We start from the raw sequence: 23,563 nt of genomic DNA, 5'->3' as shown, positions 1-23,563 counted from the left end.
GATGGCCGCCCGGGTGTTCGCCGCCGTCGACATCGGAGCGTCCGGCGGCCGGGTGATGGCCGGGCTGGTCGAGGGCGGATCGGTGTCCCTGCGGCCGGTCCACCGGTTCGCCAACCCGCTCGTCGAGACCGCGGGATCGCTGCGCTGGGACTTCGACCACCTGCACCGCGAGATGCTGCGCGGGCTGCGCCGGCTGGCCCGGGCCTGCCCCGAGGTGGAGTCGATCGGCATCGACACCTGGGCGGTCGACTTCGGCCTCCTCGACGCCGCCGGTGAGCTGCTCGCACCGCCCGTCGCCTACCGCGACGGCGCCGCGGCGCAGGTCGTCGACGACGTGCACGCCACGGTGCCACCCGAGGAGCTGTTCGCCGTCAACGGGCTGCAGTTCCTGCCGTTCACGACGCTGTACCAGCTCGCCGCACAGCAGCGTGGCCTGCTGTGGGACCGGGCCGCGCACGTCGTCCTGGTGCCCGACCTGCTGGCCTACCGGCTGACCGGGCGGCTGCGTACCGAGCTCACCAACGCCTCGACGACCGGCCTGCTCGACGTCCGGACGCGCCGGTGGTCCGACGAGCTGTTGCGACGGCTGGACATCCCGCGCGGGCTGCTGCCGGACCTCGAGACGCCCGGTACCGTCCGTGGCGTCACGGGCGCCCTCGGCGCGCCGGTCCCGGTGACGACGGTGGGCTCGCACGACACCGCCTCCGCCGTCGTCGGGATCCCGGCGACAACCGACAGCTTCGGCTACGTCTCGTGCGGCACCTGGTCGCTGGTGGGCCTGGAACTGCCGGCGCCGGTCCTCACCCCGGACGCCCGCGCGGCGAACTTCACCAACGAGATCGGTGTCGACGGCCGCGTGCGGTTCCTGCGCAACGTCGGCGGGCTGTGGCTCCTCCAGGAATGCCTGCGGGAGTGGAACAGCCCCGACATCGACGATCTCCTCGCCGCCGCGGCAGCGCTCCCGCCCGGCGGCCCGGTGATCGACGTCGACGACCCGGCGCTCATCGCACCGGGAAACATGCCGGCCCGGATCGCGGCGGCGGTGCGCGACGGCGACAGTGACGGCGGTCGCGGCGGCCGGGTGCCCCGGACGCCGGCCGCGCTCGCGCGCTGCATCGTCGACTCCCTCGCCCTCGCCTACGCACACACCCTGCGGCGGGCAGCGGATCTGACCGGGCGAAAGGTCGAGGGCATCCATCTCGTCGGCGGCGGCTCCCGCAACGAGCTCCTGTGCCGACTCACCGCGAACGAGGCGGGGGTGCCGGTCGTCGCCGGGCCGGTCGAGGCGACCGCGCTCGGCAACGTCCTCGTCCAGGCACGGGCCCACGGCGCCGCGCCGGCCACCCTGGAAGACCTGCGCGAGCACCTCGCGCGCGCATCGACCCTCCGGAGGTACGAGCCGACATGAGCGTCATGAGGCCCCTGGCGACACTGCGTTCCGTCATGCGGTTCGGCCCCGTCGAGACCGACCGCACCGAGCGGCGGCTGGCCCGGGCGGCCTCCGTGCACGACCTGCGGCGGATCGCCCGGCGGCGGCTGCCCGGCGGGGTCTTCGACTACATCGACGGCGCCGCGGAGGACGAGCGCACCCTCGCCGCGAACGAGCGCGCCTACGCCGCCGTGACCTTCCGCCCGCGGGTGCTGCGCGGCCTGCCCGAGGTCACGATCGGCACCGAGATCCTCGGCGCGCCGGCGGCGTACCCGCTCGTGCTCGCACCCACGGGATTCACCCGCATCGCCGATCCGCAGGGGGAGCTGGCCGTGGCCCGCGCCGCCGCCCGTGCCGGACTTCCCTACACGCTGTCCACCCTGAGCACGCGTTCGATCGAGGAGGTCCGCGCGGTCAGCGACGGGCGGCTGTGGTTCCAGGTCTACGCCTGGCGCGACCGCGGCCTGGTCCGGGAGATGATCGAGCGCGCCGCCGCGGCCCGGTACGAGGCGATCGTGCTCACCGTCGACACCGCCGTCTTCGGCCGCCGGGAGCGCGACGTACGCAGGGGCTTCTCCCTGCCGCCCACGATCGGCCCGGGCACGATCCTCGACGGCGCGCTGCATCCCGGCTGGACCTGGCAGTTCGTCCGCAGCGAACCGATCCGGTTCAGCAACGTCGCGGGCCGCGACGTGGGCGACGGCGCGTCACCGGTGACACTGTCCGACTACATCAACACCCAGTTCGACCCCGGCCTCTCCTGGGCGGACCTGACCTGGCTGCGCTCGGTCTGGGGCGGGCGCATCGTCGTCAAGGGCATCCAGACCGTCGAGGACGCGACGCTCGCGGCCGAAGCCGGCGTCGACGCGATCGTGCTGTCGAACCACGGCGGCCGGCAACTGGACGGGGCACCGGCCACGCTGCCACTCGTCGCTCCGGTCGCCGACGCCGTCGGCGGCCGCAGCGAGATCATCTGCGACGGCGGGGTCCGGCGCGGCAGCGACATCGTCAAGGCGGTCGCGGCCGGCGCGAACGCGGCCATGGCCGGCCGCGCCTACCTCTACGCGCTCGGTGCCGGCGGGGAACGCGGGGTCGACCGGCTACTCGCCTGGTTCGCCGCCGACGTCCACCGCACCCTGGCACTCCTGGGCGCGGCCGGCATCGCGGACCTCGGACGCGACCACATCCACGTTCCCTCCGAGCCGGYCACACCGCCGCACGCCATCGCGCTCCCTGCCACCGCGYCCCACCCACCTGCCTGACCGGCCCTGGCCCGCCGCCGGTCGCCGGTCGCCGCTCCCGTCAGAGATCGAGGTCCGATGCCCCCGCACTGGAACGCCGCCTTCATCGCCGCCCCGTCCGACCCGGCCAGGCGGGATCCCGCACCGGCGCCGTATCTGCGCAGGGAGTTCACCGTGGGCGGTGGGCTGCGTTCCGCCACCCTGCACGTCACCGCGCTGGGGCTGATCGAGGCCCACCTGAACGGCGCCCCGGTGGGCGACGAGGTCCTTGCGCCGGGCTGGACATCTTACCGGCATCGCCTGGTCGTGAGCACTCACGACGTCACCGGTCTGCTGGTGGAGGGTGCCAACGCCCTGGGTGCCGTCCTCGGCGAGGGCTGGGCGGTGGGYAGGCTCACCTGGGAGGAGGGTAAGCGGGCCGTCTGGGCGGACCGCCCGGCAGGGTTCCTGCAACTCGAGCTCGACTACGGCGACCGGGTGGAGGTGATCGCGAGTGGCGCCGACTGGCGTGCCGGTACCGGGGCGACCCTGGCGGACAGCATCTACGACGGCGAGACCCACGACGCGAGCCTGGAACCGGCGGGCTGGGCCGAGCCCGGCTTCGACGACACGTACTGGTCGCCGGTCGAGATCATCCCGCGCGACCTGAACACCCTGGTCGCGCCGAGCGCGCCGCCGATCCGGCGGGTCCAGGAGCTGCCCGCCGTCGACATCCTGACGACGCCGGCCGGGCGGACGGTCGTCGACTTCGGGCAGAACCTGTCGGGCTGGGTCCGCCTCACCGTCCGCGGGGCGGCCGGCACCACGATCGTCCTGCGGCATACCGAGACCCTGATCGACGGTGAGGCCGACTTCCGGCCCAACCGGACGGCGCTCGCGACCGACCGCTACATCCTGCGCGGCGGTGGTCCGGAGACGTGGGAGCCGCGGTTCACCTTCCACGGCTTCCGCTACGTCGAGGTGGAGGGATGGCCCGGTCGCCTCGACACCGGGGCGATGACCGCGGTGGTGGTGCACAGCGACATGCGCCGGACCGGCTGGTTCGAGACCTCCGACGAGCTGGTGAACCAGCTGCACCGCAACGTCGTCTGGTCGATGCGCGGCAACTTCGTCGGCGTGCCCACCGACTGCCCGCAGCGCGACGAGCGGCTCGGCTGGACCGGTGACCTCAACGCCTTCGGCCCCACCGCCGCGTTCCTCTACGACGTGCGCGCAGTGCTCGGCTCCTGGCTCACCGACCTCGCCGCCGAGCAGCGCGCGCAGGGGCACGTGCCGCTGGTCGTCCCGGACGTCGGAGGCATGCCGATCACGGCGCCCACCGCGCTGTGGGGAGACGTGGCGGTCAGCCTGCCCTGGACGCTCTACCAGCAGTACGGCGACCGGGAGATTCTCTCCGCCCAGTACGGGTCCATGACGGCCTTCATCGACAGCGTGGAGGCCCTGCTGGACGAGCAGGGGCTGTGGAACTCCGGTTTCCAGTTCGGTGACTGGCTCGATCCGGACGCGCCACCGAAGAACCCGGCCGGCGGCAGGACGGACGCCTATCTGGTCGCCTGCGCCTACCTGTGCCACACCACCCACCAGCTGGCGCAGACCGCCGAGGTCCTGGGCCACACCGGCGACGCAGCCCGGTACACGGCACTGCACCAGCGGGTCCGGGCGGCCTTCCGTGACGAGTGGGTCGCCCCGTCCGGCCTGGTCGCCAACGACACGGCCACCGCCTACGCGCTGGCCATCTGCTTCGACATCCTCGACCCGGCCCAGCAGGCGCGCGCCGGGCGCCGGCTCGCCGAGCTGGTCGCCAAGGCCGATCACCGGATCAGCACGGGCTTCGCCGGCACCCCGCTGGTCGCACACGCCCTGAGCCGCACCGACCAGCTCGACACCGCCTACCGGCTGCTGTTGCAGACCGAGTGCCCGTCGTTCCTCTACCCGGTGACGCGGGGCGCGACGACCATCTGGGAGCGGTGGGACGCGATCCGGCCCGACGGATCACTGCACGACACCGGCATGACGTCGCTCAACCACTACGCCCTCGGCGCCATCGCGGACTGGCTGCACCGCGTCGTCGGCGGCCTCGAACCCCTCGAGCCCGGCTACCGGCGGATGCGGATCGCCCCGCGGCCCGGCGGCGGCCTCACCCACGCCACGCTCACCCACGACACCCCGCACGGGCGGGTGCGAGTCGCCTGGCGCCAGGAACCCGACGGCCGTCGCACCGTCGACGTCGCCGTCCCGCCGGGTGCCACCGCGGACGTCGTCCTGCCGGGCCACCCCGACGAGCTGACCGTCCAGGTGGGGCCGGGCAGCCACCGGTGGGAGTACGACGTCCCGACACCGGAACGGCCCGTGCACACCCTCGACACCCCACTCAGGGAGATCTTCCGCGACTCCGCACTGTGGGCCGCGCTCCAGCCGGTCCTGCGCAGGCACCTTCCCCAGTTCGCCGACGCCGACAGCGGGACGGAACCGTCGCTGCCGAGTCTGCGCGTCCTGCTGGAGTTCTTCCCGGCGCAGGCCCCGGCTCTCGAGGCCGACCTGGTCGCGGTGCTCCAGGAGCGAACCGTCGCCGGCTGAGGTCCGGCTGACGGTACTGCGGTCGAAGTACGGCGGGCCGCGTGTACTGCGTCATAAGTAGGTGGAACTGCCTGCGGTCGGATGATGACTGACAGGCCCTGCTCGGGCAGGATTGTGCTGGGAAGTCGGATTGATGAGCACGGTCGTCGACCAGATACAGAACAACCACTGGTCCTGGTTTGCGTGAAGGGAGCGTAACGACTGTGCGCAACTTCGAGGCAGTGCAGGTCCTCCATGACTCCGAAACGTTCTCGTCCTGCATTTCGGTGACAGGTCCGTTCGCAGCCTGCTGACATGGTGCAATACCAGGAAGGGCGTACGGTTCCCGCCGTGGAGGTGTGCGTCCCCGGTGAACCCCTGTTGCCGCACGAGCCGACCGTCATTGGCCCGTACGTCGTGATGAGCCGGCTGGGTGTGGGCGGGATGGGCGCCGTCTACTACGCGCGCGACCAGCGGGGGCGGCCGGTCGCGGTCAAGGTGATCAGGCCGGACCGGGCCAGGGACCAGGAGTTCCGCCGCCGTTTCCGGCGGGAGGTCGAGGCCGCTCGCAGCGTCGCGTCGTTCTGCACCGCCGGAGTGCTCGATGCCGACCCGGAGGCTTTCGCGCCCTACCTGGTGACGGAGTTCATCGACGGCCTCCGGCTCGACCATGCTGTCACGGGCAGAGGCCCGCTCGAGTCGTCAACGCTCACCGGGCTGGCAGTCGGGGTGGCGACCGCGTTGACCGCGATTCACCATGCCGGTCTGGTGCACCGGGATCTCAAGCCGAGCAATGTGCTCCTCTCGCTGTCCGGACCCAGGGTCATCGACTTCGGCATCGCCCAGGCCCTGGCCAGCACCGGTGGCAGGCCGACCGCCTGGGGGTTCGGCTCGGCGGGGTGGATGGCACCGGAGCAGATCGCCGGTCAGCCGATCGGGACGGCGGCCGATGTGTTCGCCTGGGGTGTCCTCGTCGCCTACGCGGGCACCGGACGGCATCCGTTCGGGGACGGCGGGGATGTCGGTCTCGCCCACCGGATCACCACGGCCGAACCGGACCTGGCCGGCCTGCCCCGGCAGGTGGAGGACCTCGTCCGCTGTGCTCTGACGAAGGATGCGTCCAGCCGGCCTGATGCCCGGGACCTGCTGTTGCGCCTCGTCGAGCGCCGGCCGGGCGAGCAGTCCGTCGGTCCGTCGGTCCGGCTGCTCGGGCTCACCGCGGAGCCCGCGCAGTCCCCGGACAGCACTCCGCACACGGGGCGGCGGCGCCGGGGACGTGGCCGCGTTCCGCTGACCGCCGGCCTGGTCCTGGTGCTGGCGGCTCTCACCGCGATCGGGATGGTGGTGGCGCATCACGATGACGGGACGCCCACCGAATCTGCCGTGCCCGTGGCCAGACCGGTGACCGCCCTGGCCAGGCCGGCGGAATCCTCGGCGACACCGACACCGACACCAACCCCGAGTACCCCGCCCAGCTCGGGCGGCTTCCGGGACGGCTCCCTGCTGTTTGCCGTGGACGGTGTCGAATGCGGGGTCGAGCAGCTCGGCCTCGGGTTCCTGGCCCGCCACCCGGACGGCCAGTTCTGCCTGGTCACCCTGACGATCCGTAACACGGGCACGTCGCCTCGTGCCCTGGAGAACACCCACCAGTACGCGTACGACAGCACCGGCGCCCGGCACGGCGCCGACTACCTGTCACGCTTCTACCTGCCTGGCGAGACCATCTGGAAGACCGCCGATCCGGGTGCTTCCATCCGCGGCAGACTGGCTTTCGACATCCCGCGGGGCGCCACGCTGCGACGGCTGGAGCTCCATGAGACATCAACCAGCGGCGGCGGTTTCACCCTGATGTAGCCGGGACCACTCCGTCACGAAGAGTGGTTCGACGGGCAGGTTCTTGCTCGATCCCTATCGCTCTGCTGTCGACCCGATGCGGCGCTGTCGACGTTCCCCGTTTGTTCGGGGTTCGACTATTCAAAAACAGGAGCCGTTCATGACGGTCACCACGGTGTCGTCCCAGATGGAATCAGAACCAGCCGGCTTCAACGCGCGATATGGCGTTGTTCTGGTAGTCCTGATGTGGGCATCGCAGCTTCTGGGGCTGGTCGGCCTGCTGTCGGGAAATATCCAGGCCGAGATCGCCACACATTTCCACACAACCAGGATCTCGTGGTTCACGCTGATCACGGCGCTGGTCGGCACCTTCGCCACGCCCTTCGCGGTCAAGGCCGCGGCGATACACGGCAAGAAACGTGTGATGGTGGTCATCACCGTTCTCGGCCTGGTAGGAGACCTCATCGCCGCCCTGGCGGCGAACTACTCCATGCTGCTGATCGGACGCGGCATCGCCGGATGCTATGGACCGATCGGGGCCATCGCCTATTCGATGGTCCGTGACGTCTTCCCACGCCGGCTCGTCGGCCCGGCCAGCGGTCTGCTGGGCGGCGGTGTCGGGCTGGTCGCGATGGGGGGCCCGTTCCTGTCCGCGTGGCTCGTCGACGATTTCGGTTTCCGTGGCGCGCTGTGGTTCATGGCCGCCGCCAGCGCGGTCAGCCTCGCCGCGCTCGTGCTGCTTGTTCCCGAAAGCCCCGTGCGCGAGGAACRCACCCGGATCGACTGGCTGGGCGGGCTCCTGCTCGGCGGCGGGCTGACCGCGGTCGTCTACGGCATCGGTGAAGGCGCCGACTGGGGCTGGACCAGTGCCCGCACCTTCGTCTTCGTCGGAGGTGGTCTCGCCGCGGTGGCCGGCTTCGCCGCCGTCGAAAGCCGGGTGCCTCACCCCCTGATCCCACTTCCCCTGCTGCGGCGACGGCCGGTCTGGACCATGCTGCTGACGACGTCCCTGGTCGGAGGCGCGGCGTACGCCGTCGGCACGGTGATGTTCCTGCTCRCCCTCATGCCGGCGATCCCCGGCGTCTCCGACGGCCTGGGATTCTCCGCGACCAGGAACGCGCTGATCAACGCGCCCAGCAGCGTGCTGATCCTCGCGGGGGCGGTCGCGGCCGGGATCTTCGTCCGCAGGTTCGACGCCTGGCTCCTCCTGGCCGCCGGCGGTCTGCTCCTCGCCGGGGGATACGGCCTGATCTCCGCACATCACCAGACGGTGCCGCAGCTGATGCTCTTCGGTGCCGTGGCCGCGGTAGGCATGGGCCTGGTGGTGGCCACGATTCCCCTCCTGGTCATCCAGGCGGTGCATCCCGCCGAGCAGGCACTGGCCAACGGTGCCCAGTCCATGGCACAAGGGGTGACCCAGTCCGTCCTCAGCCAGCTGGCGTTTGTCATCCTCGCCCGGGACAGCCAGGTGGTCCATGGCACCCGTTTCTATCGCGATGCCGGATACTCCCACGGCCTGCTGTTCACCGCCGGAGTCGCCGCGACCGGGGCGGTGCTGGCTCTGATGGTGCGTAGACGCCGTGTGAAGCCGGACATCATCCCGGGGTGAGACAGGGGGCACCTGCTCCCCAGCCATGCGCCGGAGCCGGGGAGGAACCGGCGGCACGGTGATCAGGCCACCGACTGCTCACGGCAGTACGAGCGGTAGGTCGTCGAGGACTGGAGCAGTGAGGCGTGGGTGCCGGCGTCGGCGACCCGCCCGCGTTCCATCACGACGATCTGGTCGCAGTGGCGGATGGTGGCGATCCGGTGGGCGATGACCAGTGACGTCCTCCCGGACAGGAGCCGGTCCAGGGCGTCGAGCACGAGGCGTTCGCTGCCGGCGTCCAGCGCACTGGTCGCCTCGTCGAGCACCACGATGGGGGGATCCTTCAGCATCACCCGGGCGATGGCGAGGCGCTGGCGCTGCCCGCCGGAGAGCAGGACGCCGCGCTCGCCGAGCTCCGTGTGAATGCCGTCCTCCCAGGTGCGTACGAATCCCCAGGCGTTGGCCGCCTCGAGCGCCGCCTCGATGTCCTGGTCGGTGGCGGTCGGCTGGGCGAGCCGTAGGTTGCGCGCCAGCGAGCCGCTGACCAGCACGGACTCCTGGAAGACCACACCCACCGCGGCACGCACCGAGGCCTGGGTGACCTCACGGAGGTTCTGGCCGTCGATGGTCACCCGGCCCTCGGCGGGGTCGAACAGCCGGAGCAGCAGCTGGGTAACGGTGGACTTGCCGGCGCCGGACGGGCCGACGAGCGCGACGCTGCGCCCCGGGGCGATCGTCAGGTCGAAGCCGTCGAGCACCAGGTGCGACTGCCGTCCGGGGTAGGCGAACGAGACCTGCTCGAAGGTGATGCCGCCCCGGGCGACAGCCAGCGCCGGGGCCTTCGGGAGATCGCTCACCGCGGGTCGCTCCTGGAACAGCTTCGCGGCCCGTTCGCCGGCGGCCAGGCCGGCCAGCACCTCGGGGAGGCTGGTCATGACGACGGTCAGCGAACTGGACCCGCGCAGCCAGAAGCCCCAGACGGCGACGACGTCGCCGATGGAGAGCGTGCCCGACGCGCTCCGCCACGCGCCGACGAACAGGAGCAGGAACGGCGCGACGAACGACAGGTGAAAGCCGAGCGGGTCGGCGTAGCGGTGCTGGAGCCGGGCCAGGGCCTCCGATCCGGCCCGCACCCGGTCGGTGCCGCCGCGCACCTGGCGCAGGGCGTCCTCCTCGGCGTTGAACGCCTTGAGGAGCGTGTTCACGCTGAGCATCTCGGCAAGCGTTCCGGAGGTGCGGCCGAGTTCGTCGCGGATGTCGCGGCTGCGGCGGCGGAGCCGCGGGAGCACCAGCAGTGTCCACCCGGCGGCCACCGCGAGCAGGGCGAGCGCCATCAGGGCCATCCAGGCGTCGACCCAGGCGATGAGACCCACCGAGATGACCAGGACCGCCAGCGCCCACCATACCGTCAGGCCCTGCCAGACCGTCACCTCGAGGCGCTCGATGTCCTGGTTGATCGCGGCGGCGACGTCGCCGACCCGCGAGCGGTGGAAGAAGTCCATCGACAGCCGTTGGACGTGCTCGTACAGGGCACGCCGCAGGTTGTTCGCCCATCGCGTCGCGCCGCGGCGGCACCAGGTGTGGGCGAGGTAGGCCGCCACGAGGAAGGTCGCGGAGATGGCGGCCGCCGCCATGACGGGCCCCTGCCARCCGTCGTGAAGAAACTGGCGCGGGTCCTGCTGGATGCGGTCCAGCACGACCCGGAACACCGCGGGCGTGAGACTCTGCGCGACCGCGTCGACGAGGATGAGCGCGTAGCCGCCGACGAGCAGCCGTCTGCCGTCTCCGGCGTGCCTGAACAACGTGCGCAGGGCGTGCGCTCTTTCCCCAGGAGGATGACGAGTCGTCGGACGTCTGTTGCCCACCGTCACGTCCGGGGGGCGTCGTCGAGGAGGATCTGGGAGATCCGCTCACGTAGCGCGGCGAGGGCGTGACCGCCGTCGGTCGCGCCGTCGCCCCCGGCATCGTCCGCGCGTGGAGCAAGGGAGAACCCGGTGTAGAGGACGCGCCGTTCCTCGACGAGGGGCGGGGTCGACTCGTGGAGGGTGCAGGTCAGGTGCACGGTGACGTCGCCCGGCTCGGTTGGTACGGCGACGACGGGCAGGTAAGGCCGGGAACTGGCGATCTCCACCGGCATCAGCACGCGGTGGGATCCGGCGATGACGCGGAGCTGGCCGTTCGTCTCGCCGCTTCCGGTGACTGCGATCCCGGTGACCAGGTTCGAGCAGTTATAGGCGTGGCGGCCGAAGTGGCAGTCGCGGTGAAAGCTCACGTCCGACGCGCCGACCGTGACGCCGATCGGCTTGATGAGCGCTTCGGGACCGCGACCACCCGGACGCTGTTCGAGCAGGTCGTCGCCGGCCAGGACGCCGCGTAGGTGGTCCCAGCGTTCGCCGTGCAGGATCGCCGCGGTCGTGGGGGAGTGGGCGATGAACTCCTGTAGCCGGACACAGTGGCGGCTGCCGTCCTTGACGGTCGCCCACCAGGAACGACCGTCACCCTCGCGGTAGTCGGGGAGCGCCTGGTCGATGTCGGAGGAGATGTCCTTCATGTTCGCCGGGTCCAACCAGTTCCGCAGGTGAAGGTAACCGGCCTCGCGCAGGAAATGTGCGACGTCCTCCGGCTCGTCGGCCGGGGTGAAGACGCGCCCGAGGTCGAGCGGGACTCCTCGGCGATCAACGAACTCGATCGCGTCGTCGACGACCGGCCAGCCTTCGAGCAGCGTCAGCCAGAGCGAGTCCCACACGGAGACGTCCAGTTCGGACCCGCCGCGGTAGCGCAGTTCGCGCGCCGTCAGCATCGCGTTGAACGATCGCTGGTTCTGCGCCCAGTCGGAGAAGTCAGCCTCGTCGAACGTCACGATCAGAGCGCCCCCGACCGTGCCGCGGGAGGCGGCCAGGGTCGTGCCGTCGCTCCCGAACGACCAGGAGGACGCACCGATCTCGATGGCGAGCGGGGGTGCCTGTAAATAGGCGATCCCGCGCGCCACGAGAGGACCGTGGCGCGTGACGAGCCCCGGGAAGTCCCGGGTAAGAAAATCCTCCAGGTCGATGTGGCGCAGGTCGGCATCGCGACGTGTACGGCGATCCAGAGCGATGGGCATGACAGTCCTCCCGTCGGAATATGCCGCCGGCGAGCACTTCGCTGGTATTCTGCGTTTGGGTCGACTCGTGTCGCGGAAAACCGGGACACGCCAACGAGGCTCTGAAGTTCAGATGTCGTCAGGAAACGGCCGGCGGCGACTTGAAATCCGCGGCTGCCCTTGATCGGCGCGGCGCGGTTACAACGGCTCGACAATCGACATGTCTACGGGACTGAACCCTGGCCCTGTGTGACCCTGCGTGCGCCACCGCGGAATACGTGGAATACGTGGAATCTTAGTACAGAGTTACTGATGCGCGCAAGTAGCGAGCCGGACGTCGGCTACGGGCTGACGGATTGTGGAGCGGGTAGGTCGACGTCAGGCATACGTGGGTCGGCGTCGGYGGGAATGACGTCGGTGGTGGCGATCAGCCAGTGCAGCAGTGCCTGGCTCATGCGGTGCTCCACGTCGGCATGTTCCGGGCGGCCGGCGAGATTGTATCGCTCATCGGGATCCTCTGTCCGGTGGTACAGCTCCGGCGGATCGTACAGCCGCCACACATAGGTCCATTCTCTGTCCCGTACCGCGGTGGCCTTGCCGACCAGCTCGGGTTGATCGTGCTGCAGGGCGGTTTTCAGGTCGTAGGGGAAGGGAGATACCTCCAGCTGCGGTTCCTCCTCAACGGTGAAGCCCCCCTCGGTAAAGGCGTACTCGCGGTGCTCGGAGCGGGGGTCGCGCAGAACCGGCAACAGGCTGCGTCCGAAGTGCCGGTGCGGCGCGGTCACGCCGGCCAGGTCGAGCACGGTGGGCAGGACGTCGACGAGTTCCACCATTCCGTCGTGGACCTGGCCCTCGGGCAGCCCGCCACCGGCGATGACCAGAGGATCGCGAGTGATACAGGGGTGCATCGCCGAGGGCCACTTCTCGATCAGGCCGAAGTCTCCGAGATACTCGCCGTGGTCGGCGAAGAACATCGTGACCGTGTTGTCGGCCTCTCCGGTCCGCTCAACGGCGGACAGGACTCTCCCGAGATGGTCGTCCATGCGCGAGACCATGGCGTAGTAGGTAGCGATCACCTCGCGCCACATCTGCGGTGTCACCCGTTCCAGTCCGTGCAGATCGCGGAGAGCCGGAACGTACCGGGGTTCGATCTCGCCTGGCGGAATCGGGTCGGGCATCGCGTCGCGGTCGTACATCGAGAACCATGGCTCAGGCGCGCGGAAGGGGCAGTGCGGGGCGATGATCGGAACGAACAGCACCCACGGCGTGCCCGGCTTGCCGGCCAGCATCTGCTCGGCGGTACGGATCGAGGCCTCGTCCTGGTCGAGGTTGCCAGCCGTCCGGCCGAAGTAGAACAGGCGCGCCCACAGGTCCCCGCCGGGCCAGGTCGCCAGCTCGGGCCGGTAGGCGCTGAACGGAGGCGGTTCGGTGTACCCGTACTCGTGCACACTTTCCTCGGTGACCCCGGGGGCGAACGTGTCGCCGCGACGGCCGGCCCAGGTCACGTGGTACCCGGCGTCCTTGAGGATGCGCAGCAGATTCGGCTCGTGCGACCGCAGCAGGTGGTTCTGGCTGCGATGGCCCGACGTATGGGGGTACCAGCCGGTGAGGAACGACGCCCGACTGGGCACGCACACCGGATGCTGCACATAGGCGTTGGTGAACCGGGTTCCCCGTGCCGCCAGCGCGTCGAGATTCGGAGTGCGGACATGCGGGTTACCGAACACACCGAGCGCGTCCGCACGCAGCTGGTCGGGGATGAAAATCACGAAGTTCGGACGAGTATCCACCGTGGATACGCTCCTCCCGCCTGAAGAGGCACTGGTAAGGGGCTGATCGCTACGCCGTCACTCAGGTGACCTCCGCCGCCGGCGCCCGAGCGAACTGCGCGGCGTAGAGGCGGGCGTAGGCGCCGTCCCGGCCGAGCAGCTCGTCGTGGGTGCCCTGTTCGGCGATGGCGCCGTCGGCCATGACGACGATGGTGTCGGCGTCGCGGATGGTGGAGAGCCGGTGGGCGATGACGAACGCTGTCCGCCCTTCCCGCAGCCGGGCCGAGGCGCGCTGGATGAGGAGCTCGGTGCGGGTGTCGACAGAGCTGGTCGCCTCGTCCAGCACCAGCATCGGGGTCTCGGTCAGGAAGGCTCGGGCGATCGTGAGGAGCTGCCGTTCCCCTGCGCTCACCCCGGCCCCGCCGTCATCGTCGACGAGGGTGTCGTAGCCGTCGGGCAGGGTCCGGACGAACCGGTCGGCATGCGCCGCCGTCGCCGCCGCCACGATGTCGGCACGGGTGGCCCCCGGCCGGCCGTAGGCGATGTTGTCGGCGATGGTGCCCTGGAACAGCCACGGGTCCTGCAGGACCATGCCGATCCGGGAACGCAGCTCGCCGCGGGTCATGGTGGCGATGTCGACACCGTCGATGGTGATCCGGCCGGCGTCGATCTCGTAGAACCGCATGAGCAGATTGACCAGCGTCGTCTTCCCGGCCCCGGTCGAGCCGACGATGGCCACGGTGTGCCCCGGTTCGGCGACCAGCTGGAGATCCTCGATCAGCGGCCGGTCGGGCCGGTAGCGGAACGAGACGTTCTCGAACGTCACCCGGCCCAGCATGTCCGACGCCCCGCGGGGCCCCGCCCCGCCGGACCCCGCCCCGCGGGGCGGCTCGGCGGCGTCCGGGGCCTGTTCGGGGGCGTCGAGGAGCTCGAAGACCCGCTCGGCCGACGCCAGYCCGGACTGCGCCATCCCGGACATGCCGGCCAGGTAGGAGAAGGGCTGGCTGTACTGCCGCGAGTACTGGACGAAGGCCTGGACGCCGCCCACGGTCAGCGCGCCGGCCGCGACCTGCATGCCGCCCACCACCGCGATCAGGACATAGTTCAGGTTGCTCAGGAACATCATCGCCGGCTGGGTCGCACCGGACAGCGACTGGGCGCGGACGGTCGCCCGGCTCAGCTGCTCGTTGCCCTCGGCGAAGGTCTCGGACGCCGCCTGTTCCTGACCGAAGACCTTGAGCAGCGCGTGGCCGGCGAACATCTCCTCGATGTGGCCGTTCAGCTCGCCGGTGTGCCGCCACTGCCGGGCATAGGCCGGCTGGGCCCGGCGGACGACCAGGGCCACGACCAGGACGGACAGCGGCGCGGTGACCAGCGCGATCAGTGCCAGCAGCCAGGAGACCCAGAACATCACCGCGAGCATGCCGACGATGCTCAGGCCCGGCACCACGAACTGGCCGAGCACAAGCTGGAGGGCCTGCCCCAGGTTGTCGAGGTCGTTGGTGACCCGGCTGAGCACGTCACCCCGCCGCTGCCGGTCGAAGTACTCCAGCGGAACCCGGTGGATCTTGTCCTCGACCTCGTCGCGGAGCCGCTCGAGAACCCGTTGGGAGACCACGTTGGCCAGCCACGCCTGGAGCACCCCGCACAGGCCGGCAGCCACGTAGACCAGGGTGGCGGCGAGCAGCATCCGCCCGACCGCCCCGAAGTCCACGCCGTGGCCCGGGGTGAAGGGCACCGTGCCCAGCACGTCCGCGAGCGTCCCGTGGCCTTCGGCGCGCAGTCGCTCGATGGCGCCGTCCGCCGTGGTGCCGGCCTGGAAGCGGCGTCCGAGGGCGCCACCGAGGACCAGGTCGGTCGCCCGGCCCAGCAGCCACGGCCCGGCCGCGGTGAGGGCGACGTTGAGCAGGCCGAAGACCAGGAGCCCGACCAGCATCCGGCGCTCGCGCCCCACGACCCGGCCCAGCCGCCGCGTGGTGGTCGGCCGGCGGGTCGTGACGGGCCGGGGACTCACGCCGCCTCCGCGGCGGACATCTGGGACAGCACGATCTCGCGGTAGGTCGGGTTGCCGGCCAGCAGCTGGTGGTGGGTGCCGTCGCCGACCACGCGCCCCGCGTCGAGCACGAGGATGCGGTCGGCGTCGCGAATGGTGCTCACCCGCTGCGCCACGATGATCACTGTGGCGCCGGCGGTCTCCCGGGCCAGCGCCGCTCGCAGCCGGGCGTCGGTGGCGTAGTCCAGCGCGCCGAACGCGTCGTCGAACAGATAGATCGCGGGCCGACCGACCAGGGCGCGTGCGATGGCGAGCCGCTGGCGTTGACCGCCGGAGACGTTCGTGCCGCCCTGGGTGATCGGTGCGGCCAGTCCCTCGGGCAGCGCCTCGACGAACTCGCGGGCCTGCGCGATCTCCAGCGCCCGCCACAGGTCAGCGTCGGAGGCGTCCGGGTCGGCCAGGCGCAGGTTCGTGGCGACCGTTCCCGAGAACAGGTACGGGCGCTGGGGGACGTAGCCGATCGCCTCGCGCAGCGCGGCACCGCCCAGCGCCCGGACGTCGAGCCCGCCCACCCGCACCTCGCCCTCGGTGACGTCGGCCAGCCGAGGGATCAGGCGCAACAGCAGGCTCTTCCCGCTGCCCGTACCACCGATGACCGCGACCGTCTGCCCCGGTTCGGCGACCAGGTCGACCTCGCGCAGCACGGCCGCCTCCGCGCCCGGGTAGCGGAACCCGACGCGGCGCAGCTCGACCAGGCCGGGGGAGGGCGGCGCCATGACCGGCCGGTCCGGCGGGAGGACGGTCGAGGAGGTGGCCAGAACCTCGTCGATGCGCTGCGCGCAGACCTCGGCCCGCGGCAGCTGCCGCAGCAGGAAGGTGGCCATGATGGCCGCGCCGAGGATCTGCAGCACGTAGCCGAGGAACGCCGTCAGCGCCCCCACCCCGATCGCTCCCGAGTCGACCCGCCCGGCGCCGAACCACACCACGGCGACCCCGGCCAGGCTGCCCACCGCGGTGATCACCGGGAAGATCAGTGCCGTCAGCTGACCCAGCCGCACCGACACGTCGGTGAGCTGGCGGTTCACCGACGCGAACCGCGCCCGCTCGTGGTCCTCGCGGACGAAGGCCCGGATCACCCGCAGACCGGCGAGCTGCTCCCCCAGGATCCGGTTGACCGTGTCGATCGCGCTCTGCAGCGCCTCCGACAGTGGCGTCATGCCCCGCAGGATCAGCCAGATCGCCAGGCCCAGCACCGGTATCACCACGGCCAGCAGCAGCGACAGCACGGCGTMCTCGCCGAGCGCGAAGGCGATCCCACCCACGCACATGATCGGCGCTGTGATCATGAAGGTGAGCGTGAGCTGGACGAGCATCTGGATCTGCTGGACGTCGTTGGTGGCCCGGATGCTCAGGGACGCGGCGCCGAACCGGTCGAGCTCCCGCGCGGAGAAGGCGAGCACCCGTTCGAAGACCTCCGCGCGCAGGTCACGGGCCAGGTAGGTGGCCACCCGCGCACCCAGCACCGCGGCGGCGACCGCGCAGACGAGCTGGCCGAACGACACCGCGACCATCAGTCCGCCGAGCCGCACGATGTAGCCGGTGTCGCCGGCGAGAACTCCGTGGTCGATGACGTCGGCGCTCAGCGCCGGCAGGTACAGGGCGCCGGCTGCCTGGCCGACCTGGAGCAGCAGCACGACGAGAGCCATCCGCCGGTAGGGGCGGAGGTAGCGCGGAAGCAGCCGGATCAGCATGACGTCCCATCACAGTCGGCCGGAGGTGGCCGGGGCGCGCTGACCATAACCCGATCTCGGCGATTGCATCAAGAGTTATGCATCGATGTTGATGTAACTTCGGGGCATGGACGGATTCGAGCTCTTCCAGCTGGGGCGCCAGCTGATGAGGCTGGGCGAGCAGTCGATGCCCGAGATCGGCTTCCGTCAGATGTCCGCTCCGACCCGCGCGATCGTGTTCGACGTCTTCGAGAACCCGGACACCTCGATCTCCGACATCGCCGCCCGCGTCCGCTTCCCCCAGAGCCAGGTCTCGGTGTGCGTCGCCCGGCTGCGGGAGGCGGGCGCCGTCGAGACCGTGACCGACCCGCGCGATCGGCGCCGCACCCTCGTTCGTCTCACCGCGGCGACGCTCGAGCGTGCCGATGCCCGCCCGCCGGCCGAGATCGACACCGCGGTGGCCACGGCGATCGACAGCACCGACCCGGACGACGTCGAGCGGGTGAAGGATGCGCTGCGGGCGCTGGCCGACCTGCTCAGGCCCCGGAACCAGGACTGCGACAGCGGCACGGGGGACGCCTGACCACGGCCATGTCCAGAGCGTCGCGGGCGAACCTCGGCAGCGCGGGCCGCCGCCGCCACCTGCTCCCGGGAGGCGCGCTCGACGCCGGCAGGGTCGACCAGCAACCGGCGACCATGCCGGCTGCTGTCAGCGGGCCCCGGCTGTCAGCGGATTCCGGCCGTCTCGTGCGAGCCCCGCTCGGGGTGGATTGCTGCTGGGGCCGCGCGGTGCAGGGCCGCGCCCTCGACGTCGATGCGGGGGAGCAGCCGGTCCAGCCAGCGGGGGATCCACCACGCCTTGGAGCCGAGAAGGGTGAGGACGGCGGGCACGATCGTCATGCGGACGATGAAGGCGTCCAGCAGGACAGCTGTGGCCAGTCCGAAACCGATCATCTTGATGATCGGTTCGTCGCCGCCGACGAAGCCACCGAAGACTGCCATCATGATCAGGGCTGCGGCGACCACGACGCGGGCGCTGTGGCCGAACCCGGCCACGATCGCCGCGTCGGCGTCCGCGCCGTGGACGTGGGCCTCGCGGATTCGCGAGCAGAGGAAGACCTCGTAGTCCATCGCCAGGCCGAAGACGATACCCACCATGAAGATCGGCATCATGCTCATGATCGGGCCGGTCTGCTCCAGACCGAGGAGGTCGGCACCCCAGCCCCACTGGAAGACCACCACGACCGCGCCGATCGCCGCGAGCACGGAGAGCAGGAAGCCGAACGCTGCCTTGATGGGGACGAGGACCGAGCGGAAGAGGACGAGCAGCAGCAGGAAGGCCAGTCCGACCACGACCGCCAGGTAGGGGACGAGAGCATCCCGCACCTTCTGCGCGACGTCGATGTTCACCGCGGTGGTGCCGGTGACCTGAAAGGTGGCGCCGGTGACGGACTCGGCGGCGGCGCGCTGTGCCCGGATGGCGTGTACGACGTCCGAGGTGTTCCTGTCGCTGGGGGCGCTGGCGGGGATGGCGGTCAGCACGGCGGTGTCACCCGCGTTGTTGTACCTGGCCTCCGACACCGAGACGATCCCGGCGGTGGCTCGGACCCGCGTGGTGATCTCGTTCACCGCGTCGCGGGGTGCCGGTGCGCCGGCGGCGTCGACGACGATGGTCAGCGGGCCGTTGAAACCGGGGCCGAAGCCGTCGGCGAGCGCGTCGTAGGCGCGGCGTTCGGTGGTTGAGGTCGGCTTCGCTTCGTCTCCGGCCGTGCCGAGTTGCATGTCCAGAACGGGGACGGCGATGGCGGCGAGCGCGACGACGCTCAGGAGGAGCACCCCGCGAGGATGACGCAGCACCAGGCGCGCCCACCGGGCACCCAGGTTGACGCGGTCGGCCCGGCCGTTCCGACCGTTGCGGCCACGGCGGCGGTCATCTGGGATGACCGTTGCGCCGTTCATGCCGTTCATGCCGTTCATGCCGTTCATGCCGTTCATGCCGTTGGTGTCGTTGGTGTCGTGGTGGACGCCTGCGGCGGCCGGGCGGGCGGCGCGCCGGGCCCGCCGACGCTCCCGGCGCGGCAGCACGGCGTGCTGGAAGAAGCCGAGCAGCGCGGGCACCAGAGTGATGGCGACCAGCACCGCCACGACTGTCGTTCCCGCCGCGGCCAGGCCCATCTTGGTCAGGGTCGGGACACCGACCACGAAGAGGCCCGCCAGCGCGATGACCACGGTCAGCCCGGCGAAGACCACCGATGATCCGGCTGTCCCGGTGGCCAGTCCCGCGGCCTCCAGTGCGTCGTGGCCCCGCGACCGCTCCTCGCGGTAGCGGGAGACGATGAACAGCGCATAGTCGATGCCGACGGCCAGTCCGAGCATCGTCGCCAGGGTGCCTGTCGTCGCGGACAGCCCCAGGGTGCTGCCCAGTGCCAGCAGCCCGGCGGATCCGATGCCGACCCCGATGAGCGCGGTGAGCAGCGGAAGGYCGGCCGCGGCGAGCGATCCGAAGGTCACGAGCAGGACGACGGCGGCGACGGCGATGCCGAGTGCCTCAGCGGCGCCGCCCGCAGCGGGACGGGTGGTCAGGGCGTCGCCGCCCACCTCGACTGTCAGCCCGGCGGCCTGCCCGTCCGCGACAGCGGCGCGCAGGCCGTCCTTGCTCGCGTTGGTCAGATCCGCACTGGGTACCGAGTAGGTGACGGTGGCGTAGGCGGTTTCTCCGTCAGCGCTCACCGCCCCGGCCTGGAACGGGTCAGCCGCCACGGTGACCTGCGGCCCGTCGGCCGCCCGCGCCAGGACCTCGGCGACCTGGGCGCGGTGATCCGGTGTCGTCAGTGTCTCTCCGGCCGGAGCGACGAAGATGAGCCGGGCGATGGCCCCGTTCGCCGCGGGGCCCGGGAAGCGCTCCTCCAGGAGGTCGAAGGCGCGCTGTGATTCGGTACCGGGAATGGCGAAACCGTCATCGGGCGCGGATGGCGCGAGAACAGCACCGATTCCGGCTGTGGCGAGTACCACGATCCACAGCAGGAGAACGGCCCGGCGCCGCCGGAACGACAACCGGCCCAGCCGATGGAGAAAGGTCGCCACTGAAGGATCTCCCTACTTGTCCGGCGGGGGCGTCGCCGCCGGTCGACGGCTTCTGAATTCGTTCTCAACAATGCCGTCCGTGAGATCCGGTCACGAGGGTGTGCGGTCCCGAATCGATGGTGTAGCCCGCTACACCATCCGCCACGTCCAGGCGGAGTCCAGCCATCTCCGGCCGGACGCCGACGCCTACGCTGGGTGCCATGCGTGAGGCGGTGAGACGGGCGGGCCGGGCCACGGTCTATCTGGCCGCATCCGCCGGTCTGACCTTCGGTTCGTACCTGTTCATCACCGTGCTGCTGTGCACGGTGATCGCCACGGTGGCGGTGGTGGGCGTCGCGATGCTCCCCGAGACGGTGCTGCTCATGCGTCGCTGGGYGGGTGCGAAGCGCACCTGGGCGGGCGCCTGGCGCGGAGAACGGATTCCCGAGGCGTACCTGCCGTTGACGGGGCCGCTGCGGCGGCGGCTACGTCACGCGGTGCACGACCCCGGCACCTACGCCGACCTGCGCTGGATGGTCGCCCAGTACCTTTACGGCTGGCTGGTGTGCCTGGCACTGCCGCTGTGGCCGGTCGGCCTGGCCGTCGACGGGGTGTGGTCCGGGCTGCTCGGCCGGCAGCCGTTCGTCCTCCCGCTGATCGGACGGCTCGCCGACCGGGACGCTGCCTGGTCCGCGCGGCTGCTGCGCCCCACACCGAAGGCCCTGCTGACCGAACGGGTGGAAAAGCTGACTGTTACCCGGGCGGATGCCCTCTCCGCCCACGACGCCGAGCTGCGGCGCATCGAACGGGACCTGCACGACGGCACCCAGGCCCGGCTGGTGGCGTTGTCCATGCGGCTCGGGCTGGCCCGCCGCGCCTACGACGCCGACCCGGCAACGGCGCGCCGGCTTCTCGACGATGCCCAGGACCAGGCCGAGGAGGCTCTGGCCGAGCTCCGACATGTCGTGCGCGGCATCCACCCGCCGATCCTCACCGACCGCGGGCTCGCCGGGGCGCTCCGGGCGTTGGCCGCCGGCAGCGGCCTTTCCGTCGGTATCACCACCGACGCGACAGACAATGCCCCCCGCGCACCGGCAGCGGTGGAGGCCGCGGCGTACTTCGTCGTCGCCGAGGCGCTGACGAACGCGGCGAAGCACAGCGGGGCCGAGCACGCCGAGGTCCGTCTCGCACACACCCGTGACGGCCTGCGGGTGATCATCCGCGACGAGGGGTGCGGCGGAGCCGAGGAGAGTCCGAGCACCTCCGTCCCGCTGGTCGGTGGTTCGGGACTGCTCGGCATGCGCCGCCGGGTCGCCGCGCTCGACGGCACAATGACCGTGACCAGCCCCGTCGGCGGGCCGACCGTGATCGATGTGGAGCTGCCGTGCGTGTGGTGATCGGCGAGGACAACGCCCTGCTCCGTGAGGGCCTCGTCCTGCTGTTGACGTCCGCCGGCCACCAGGTGGTCGGCGTCGCCGACGACGGACCGGCGGTGGTGCCCACGATCATCGAGCGCCGACCGGACATCGCCGTGCTCGATGTGCGGATGCCGCCGGGATTCCGGGACGAGGGCCTGCGGGCCGCGCTCGCTGCCCGGGCAGCGATACCCGGGCTGCCGGTTCTCGTGCTCTCCCAGTACGTGGAGGCGTCCTACGCGACCGAACTGCTCGGCGCCGGCGCCGGCGCGATCGGCTACCTGCTCAAGGACAGAATAGGCCGCGTCGAGGAGTTCCTCGACGCGCTGGACCGGGTCGCCGCCGGCGGCACCGCACTCGACCCGGAGGTGGTCACCGAGCTGCTCACCCGCCGCCGCGACTCGCCGGTGGACTCCCTCACCCCACGCGAGCGCGAGGTCCTCGCGCTGATGGCCGAGGGCCACGACAACACCACCATCGCCGCGACCCTGGTGGTGACCGAACGGGCGGTGAGCAAGCACATCGGCAACGTGTTCCTGAAACTGGGCCTACCCGCCACCGACGGCGGACACCGTCGAGTGCTCGCGGTCCTGGCCTACCTGAACAACGCGTAACGCGCCCGCCCTGCTTGGCCGCCCGGCGCCCGGCACCCGGCACCCGGCACCCGGCCGAGCAGCATCTCGTTACCTGGCTCAGCTGGTCTCACGTTGGACCAGAGTGGGTTCCACAACAGTGCGAGAGGTAGGCGCAGGCCGCTGTTCGACACTGCGCAGGACGAAGTCGGCGAACCTTCGCCCCAGAGCGACCGTGTCGATGCGGATGGTGCTCAGCGCAGGTACGAACATCGCCGCGATCGGAGAGTCGTCGTGGCCGATCACCGCGAGATCATCGGGCATCCGGAGGCCTGCGCGGACCGCGCCGCTGGCGACGGCGGCAGCGACGTCGTCGTTGAACGCGACGACTCCGGTGATGCCGGCGTCGAACATTCGGCGAATGGTCTCGTCGGTGGAGGCGCTGCGGTAGTTGATCTCCTCCAGAGTGAGTGCCGCGAGGCCCAGCGAACGGGCCCGCTCGCTCGCGGCCTGAAACCGGGCAGCGATCATCGAGGACGCGTGTGCCTCCACCGCCGCGGCATAGACCAGGTTCCGGTGGCCGCGTTCGTGGAGGTGGTCGACCTGCAGCCGCGGGCCTGCGCTGAGCGCGAGGGATGCGTCGATGGGCTCAGTACGACCGGGGTTCGGATGGATCTTCCTGACACCGCAGGCGAGCATGGAATCGACGTCGGGCGGGCTGAACGGGATGGTCCCGACCACCAGGTCGGGGCTGAGGGATTCCCACAGCGGCCGGGCCGTCTGGTCGGCGTGGCGAGTGTAGGTGACCAGGGAGTACCCGGCCCGGTCGAGCGCGAGGGAAGCCTCGTCGAGATAGTTGCGCATCCGGAACTCGATCGGCCAGTCGGGCAGCACCAGCAGGATGATCCGGCTGCGGCCGCTGGCCAACGTGCGGGCGGCGCTGTTGGGTCGGTAACCGAGGCGTTCGGATGCCCGTAGCACCCGTTCACGGGTGTCCTTCGGGATGGTCTGACCTCGCGTGTTGTTCAGGACGAACCCGACGGTCGCCCGCGACACCCCCGCTTCTCGGGCGACGTCGACGGCGGTCACCCGCCGACCGGCTGCCGGCTCCGACACGGTCACCGCCTTGTCCTCCTCCGCTGGCCTGAAGCAAGTCGGACTTGTGCGCGCTAGTGCTCGATGCTAGCTTGCGTGCACGCCACTAGCCCCCGCTAGTGGCGTCAGCCACGGATCAGATCGCCCCCAGGCTCGCCGCGGGGTCCTACCTGCCGTCGGCTGCCATCGCTGATGAC

15 protein-coding genes are annotated in these 23,563 nt (G+C 71.0%); 8 read left to right on the top strand and 7 right to left on the bottom strand.

What is annotated here, in order from left to right:
* The first annotated feature begins 1 nt into the window (after position 1).
* The 5 genes from CC117_RS26010 (at position 2) to CC117_RS25990 (ending at position 8,668) form a co-directional block, all read left to right on the top strand.
* Entirely contained in the window at positions 2-1,408 is a 1,407-nt protein-coding gene (locus CC117_RS26010; protein ID WP_071088653.1) for a rhamnulokinase, read from the top strand.
* Between the two features lie 5 nt (positions 1,409-1,413).
* On the top strand, positions 1,414-2,691 hold the full coding sequence (locus CC117_RS26005; protein ID WP_071088650.1) for an alpha-hydroxy acid oxidase: 1,278 nt from the start codon (positions 1,414-1,416) through the stop codon (positions 2,689-2,691).
* Positions 2,692-2,748: 57 nt separating this feature from the next.
* A complete protein-coding gene (locus tag CC117_RS26000; protein ID WP_071088648.1) occupies positions 2,749-5,247 on the top strand; it encodes a glycoside hydrolase family 78 protein in 2,499 nt (832 codons plus the stop codon).
* Positions 5,248-5,541: 294 nt separating this feature from the next.
* Entirely contained in the window at positions 5,542-7,080 is a 1,539-nt protein-coding gene (locus tag CC117_RS25995; protein ID WP_071088646.1) for a serine/threonine protein kinase, read from the top strand.
* Positions 7,081-7,219: 139 nt separating this feature from the next.
* Positions 7,220-8,668, top strand: a complete 1,449-nt coding sequence (locus tag CC117_RS25990) for an MFS transporter (protein WP_071088644.1) — start codon at positions 7,220-7,222, stop codon at positions 8,666-8,668.
* 62 nt (positions 8,669-8,730) lie between these two features.
* Here CC117_RS25990 and CC117_RS25985 read toward each other — a convergent pair whose 3' ends face one another.
* The 5 genes from CC117_RS25985 to CC117_RS25965 form a co-directional block, all read right to left on the bottom strand.
* On the bottom strand, positions 8,731-10,449 hold the full coding sequence (locus tag CC117_RS25985; protein WP_241830428.1) for an ABC transporter ATP-binding protein: 1,719 nt from the start codon (positions 10,447-10,449) through the stop codon (positions 8,731-8,733).
* Positions 10,450-10,514: 65 nt separating this feature from the next.
* Positions 10,515-11,750: a phytanoyl-CoA dioxygenase family protein gene (locus tag CC117_RS25980; protein WP_071088640.1), complete on the bottom strand. Its 1,236-nt coding sequence runs from the start codon at positions 11,748-11,750 to the stop codon at positions 10,515-10,517.
* 320 nt (positions 11,751-12,070) lie between these two features.
* Positions 12,071-13,519: a sulfatase-like hydrolase/transferase gene (locus CC117_RS25975; protein ID WP_071088638.1), complete on the bottom strand. Its 1,449-nt coding sequence runs from the start codon at positions 13,517-13,519 to the stop codon at positions 12,071-12,073.
* A 61-nt stretch (positions 13,520-13,580) separates the two neighbouring features.
* Entirely contained in the window at positions 13,581-15,512 is a 1,932-nt protein-coding gene (locus CC117_RS25970; protein WP_071088636.1) for an ABC transporter ATP-binding protein, read from the bottom strand.
* Positions 15,509-17,242 (bottom strand): ABC transporter ATP-binding protein, encoded by a 1,734-nt coding sequence (locus CC117_RS25965; RefSeq protein ID WP_071088634.1) that lies wholly within the window; start codon positions 17,240-17,242, stop codon positions 15,509-15,511. The genes CC117_RS25970 and CC117_RS25965 overlap by 4 nt, the downstream gene beginning before the upstream one ends.
* A gap of 106 nt (positions 17,243-17,348) precedes the next feature.
* Here CC117_RS25965 and CC117_RS25960 point away from each other — a divergent pair, with 106 nt between their 5' ends.
* Positions 17,349-17,804, top strand: a complete 456-nt coding sequence (locus CC117_RS25960; protein WP_084132805.1) for a MarR family winged helix-turn-helix transcriptional regulator — start codon at positions 17,349-17,351, stop codon at positions 17,802-17,804.
* 143 nt (positions 17,805-17,947) lie between these two features.
* Here CC117_RS25960 and CC117_RS25955 read toward each other — a convergent pair whose 3' ends face one another.
* On the bottom strand, positions 17,948-20,305 hold the full coding sequence (locus tag CC117_RS25955; protein ID WP_071088632.1) for an MMPL family transporter: 2,358 nt from the start codon (positions 20,303-20,305) through the stop codon (positions 17,948-17,950).
* Between the two features lie 200 nt (positions 20,306-20,505).
* Here CC117_RS25955 and CC117_RS25950 point away from each other — a divergent pair, with 200 nt between their 5' ends.
* Together CC117_RS25950 and CC117_RS25945 are read left to right on the top strand one after the other, a co-directional pair.
* A complete protein-coding gene (locus CC117_RS25950) occupies positions 20,506-21,681 on the top strand; it encodes a sensor histidine kinase (RefSeq protein ID WP_071088630.1) in 1,176 nt (391 codons plus the stop codon).
* Positions 21,669-22,313, top strand: coding sequence for a response regulator (locus CC117_RS25945; RefSeq protein WP_071088627.1), 645 nt, complete (start codon positions 21,669-21,671; stop codon positions 22,311-22,313). The genes CC117_RS25950 and CC117_RS25945 overlap by 13 nt, the downstream gene beginning before the upstream one ends.
* A 78-nt stretch (positions 22,314-22,391) precedes the next feature.
* On the opposite strand, the gene CC117_RS25940 is transcribed toward CC117_RS25945, so the two are convergent.
* Positions 22,392-23,393, bottom strand: a complete 1,002-nt coding sequence (locus CC117_RS25940; protein WP_071088624.1) for a LacI family DNA-binding transcriptional regulator — start codon at positions 23,391-23,393, stop codon at positions 22,392-22,394.
* Positions 23,394-23,563: the final 170 nt, after the last annotated feature.

It is taken from the genome of Parafrankia colletiae, assembly GCF_001854655.1.
GTDB lineage: Bacteria > Actinomycetota > Actinomycetes > Frankiales > Frankiaceae > Parafrankia > Parafrankia colletiae.
The sequence above is the reverse complement of the archived record's forward strand: the minus strand, read 5'-3'. Positions and strand labels throughout refer to the sequence as shown.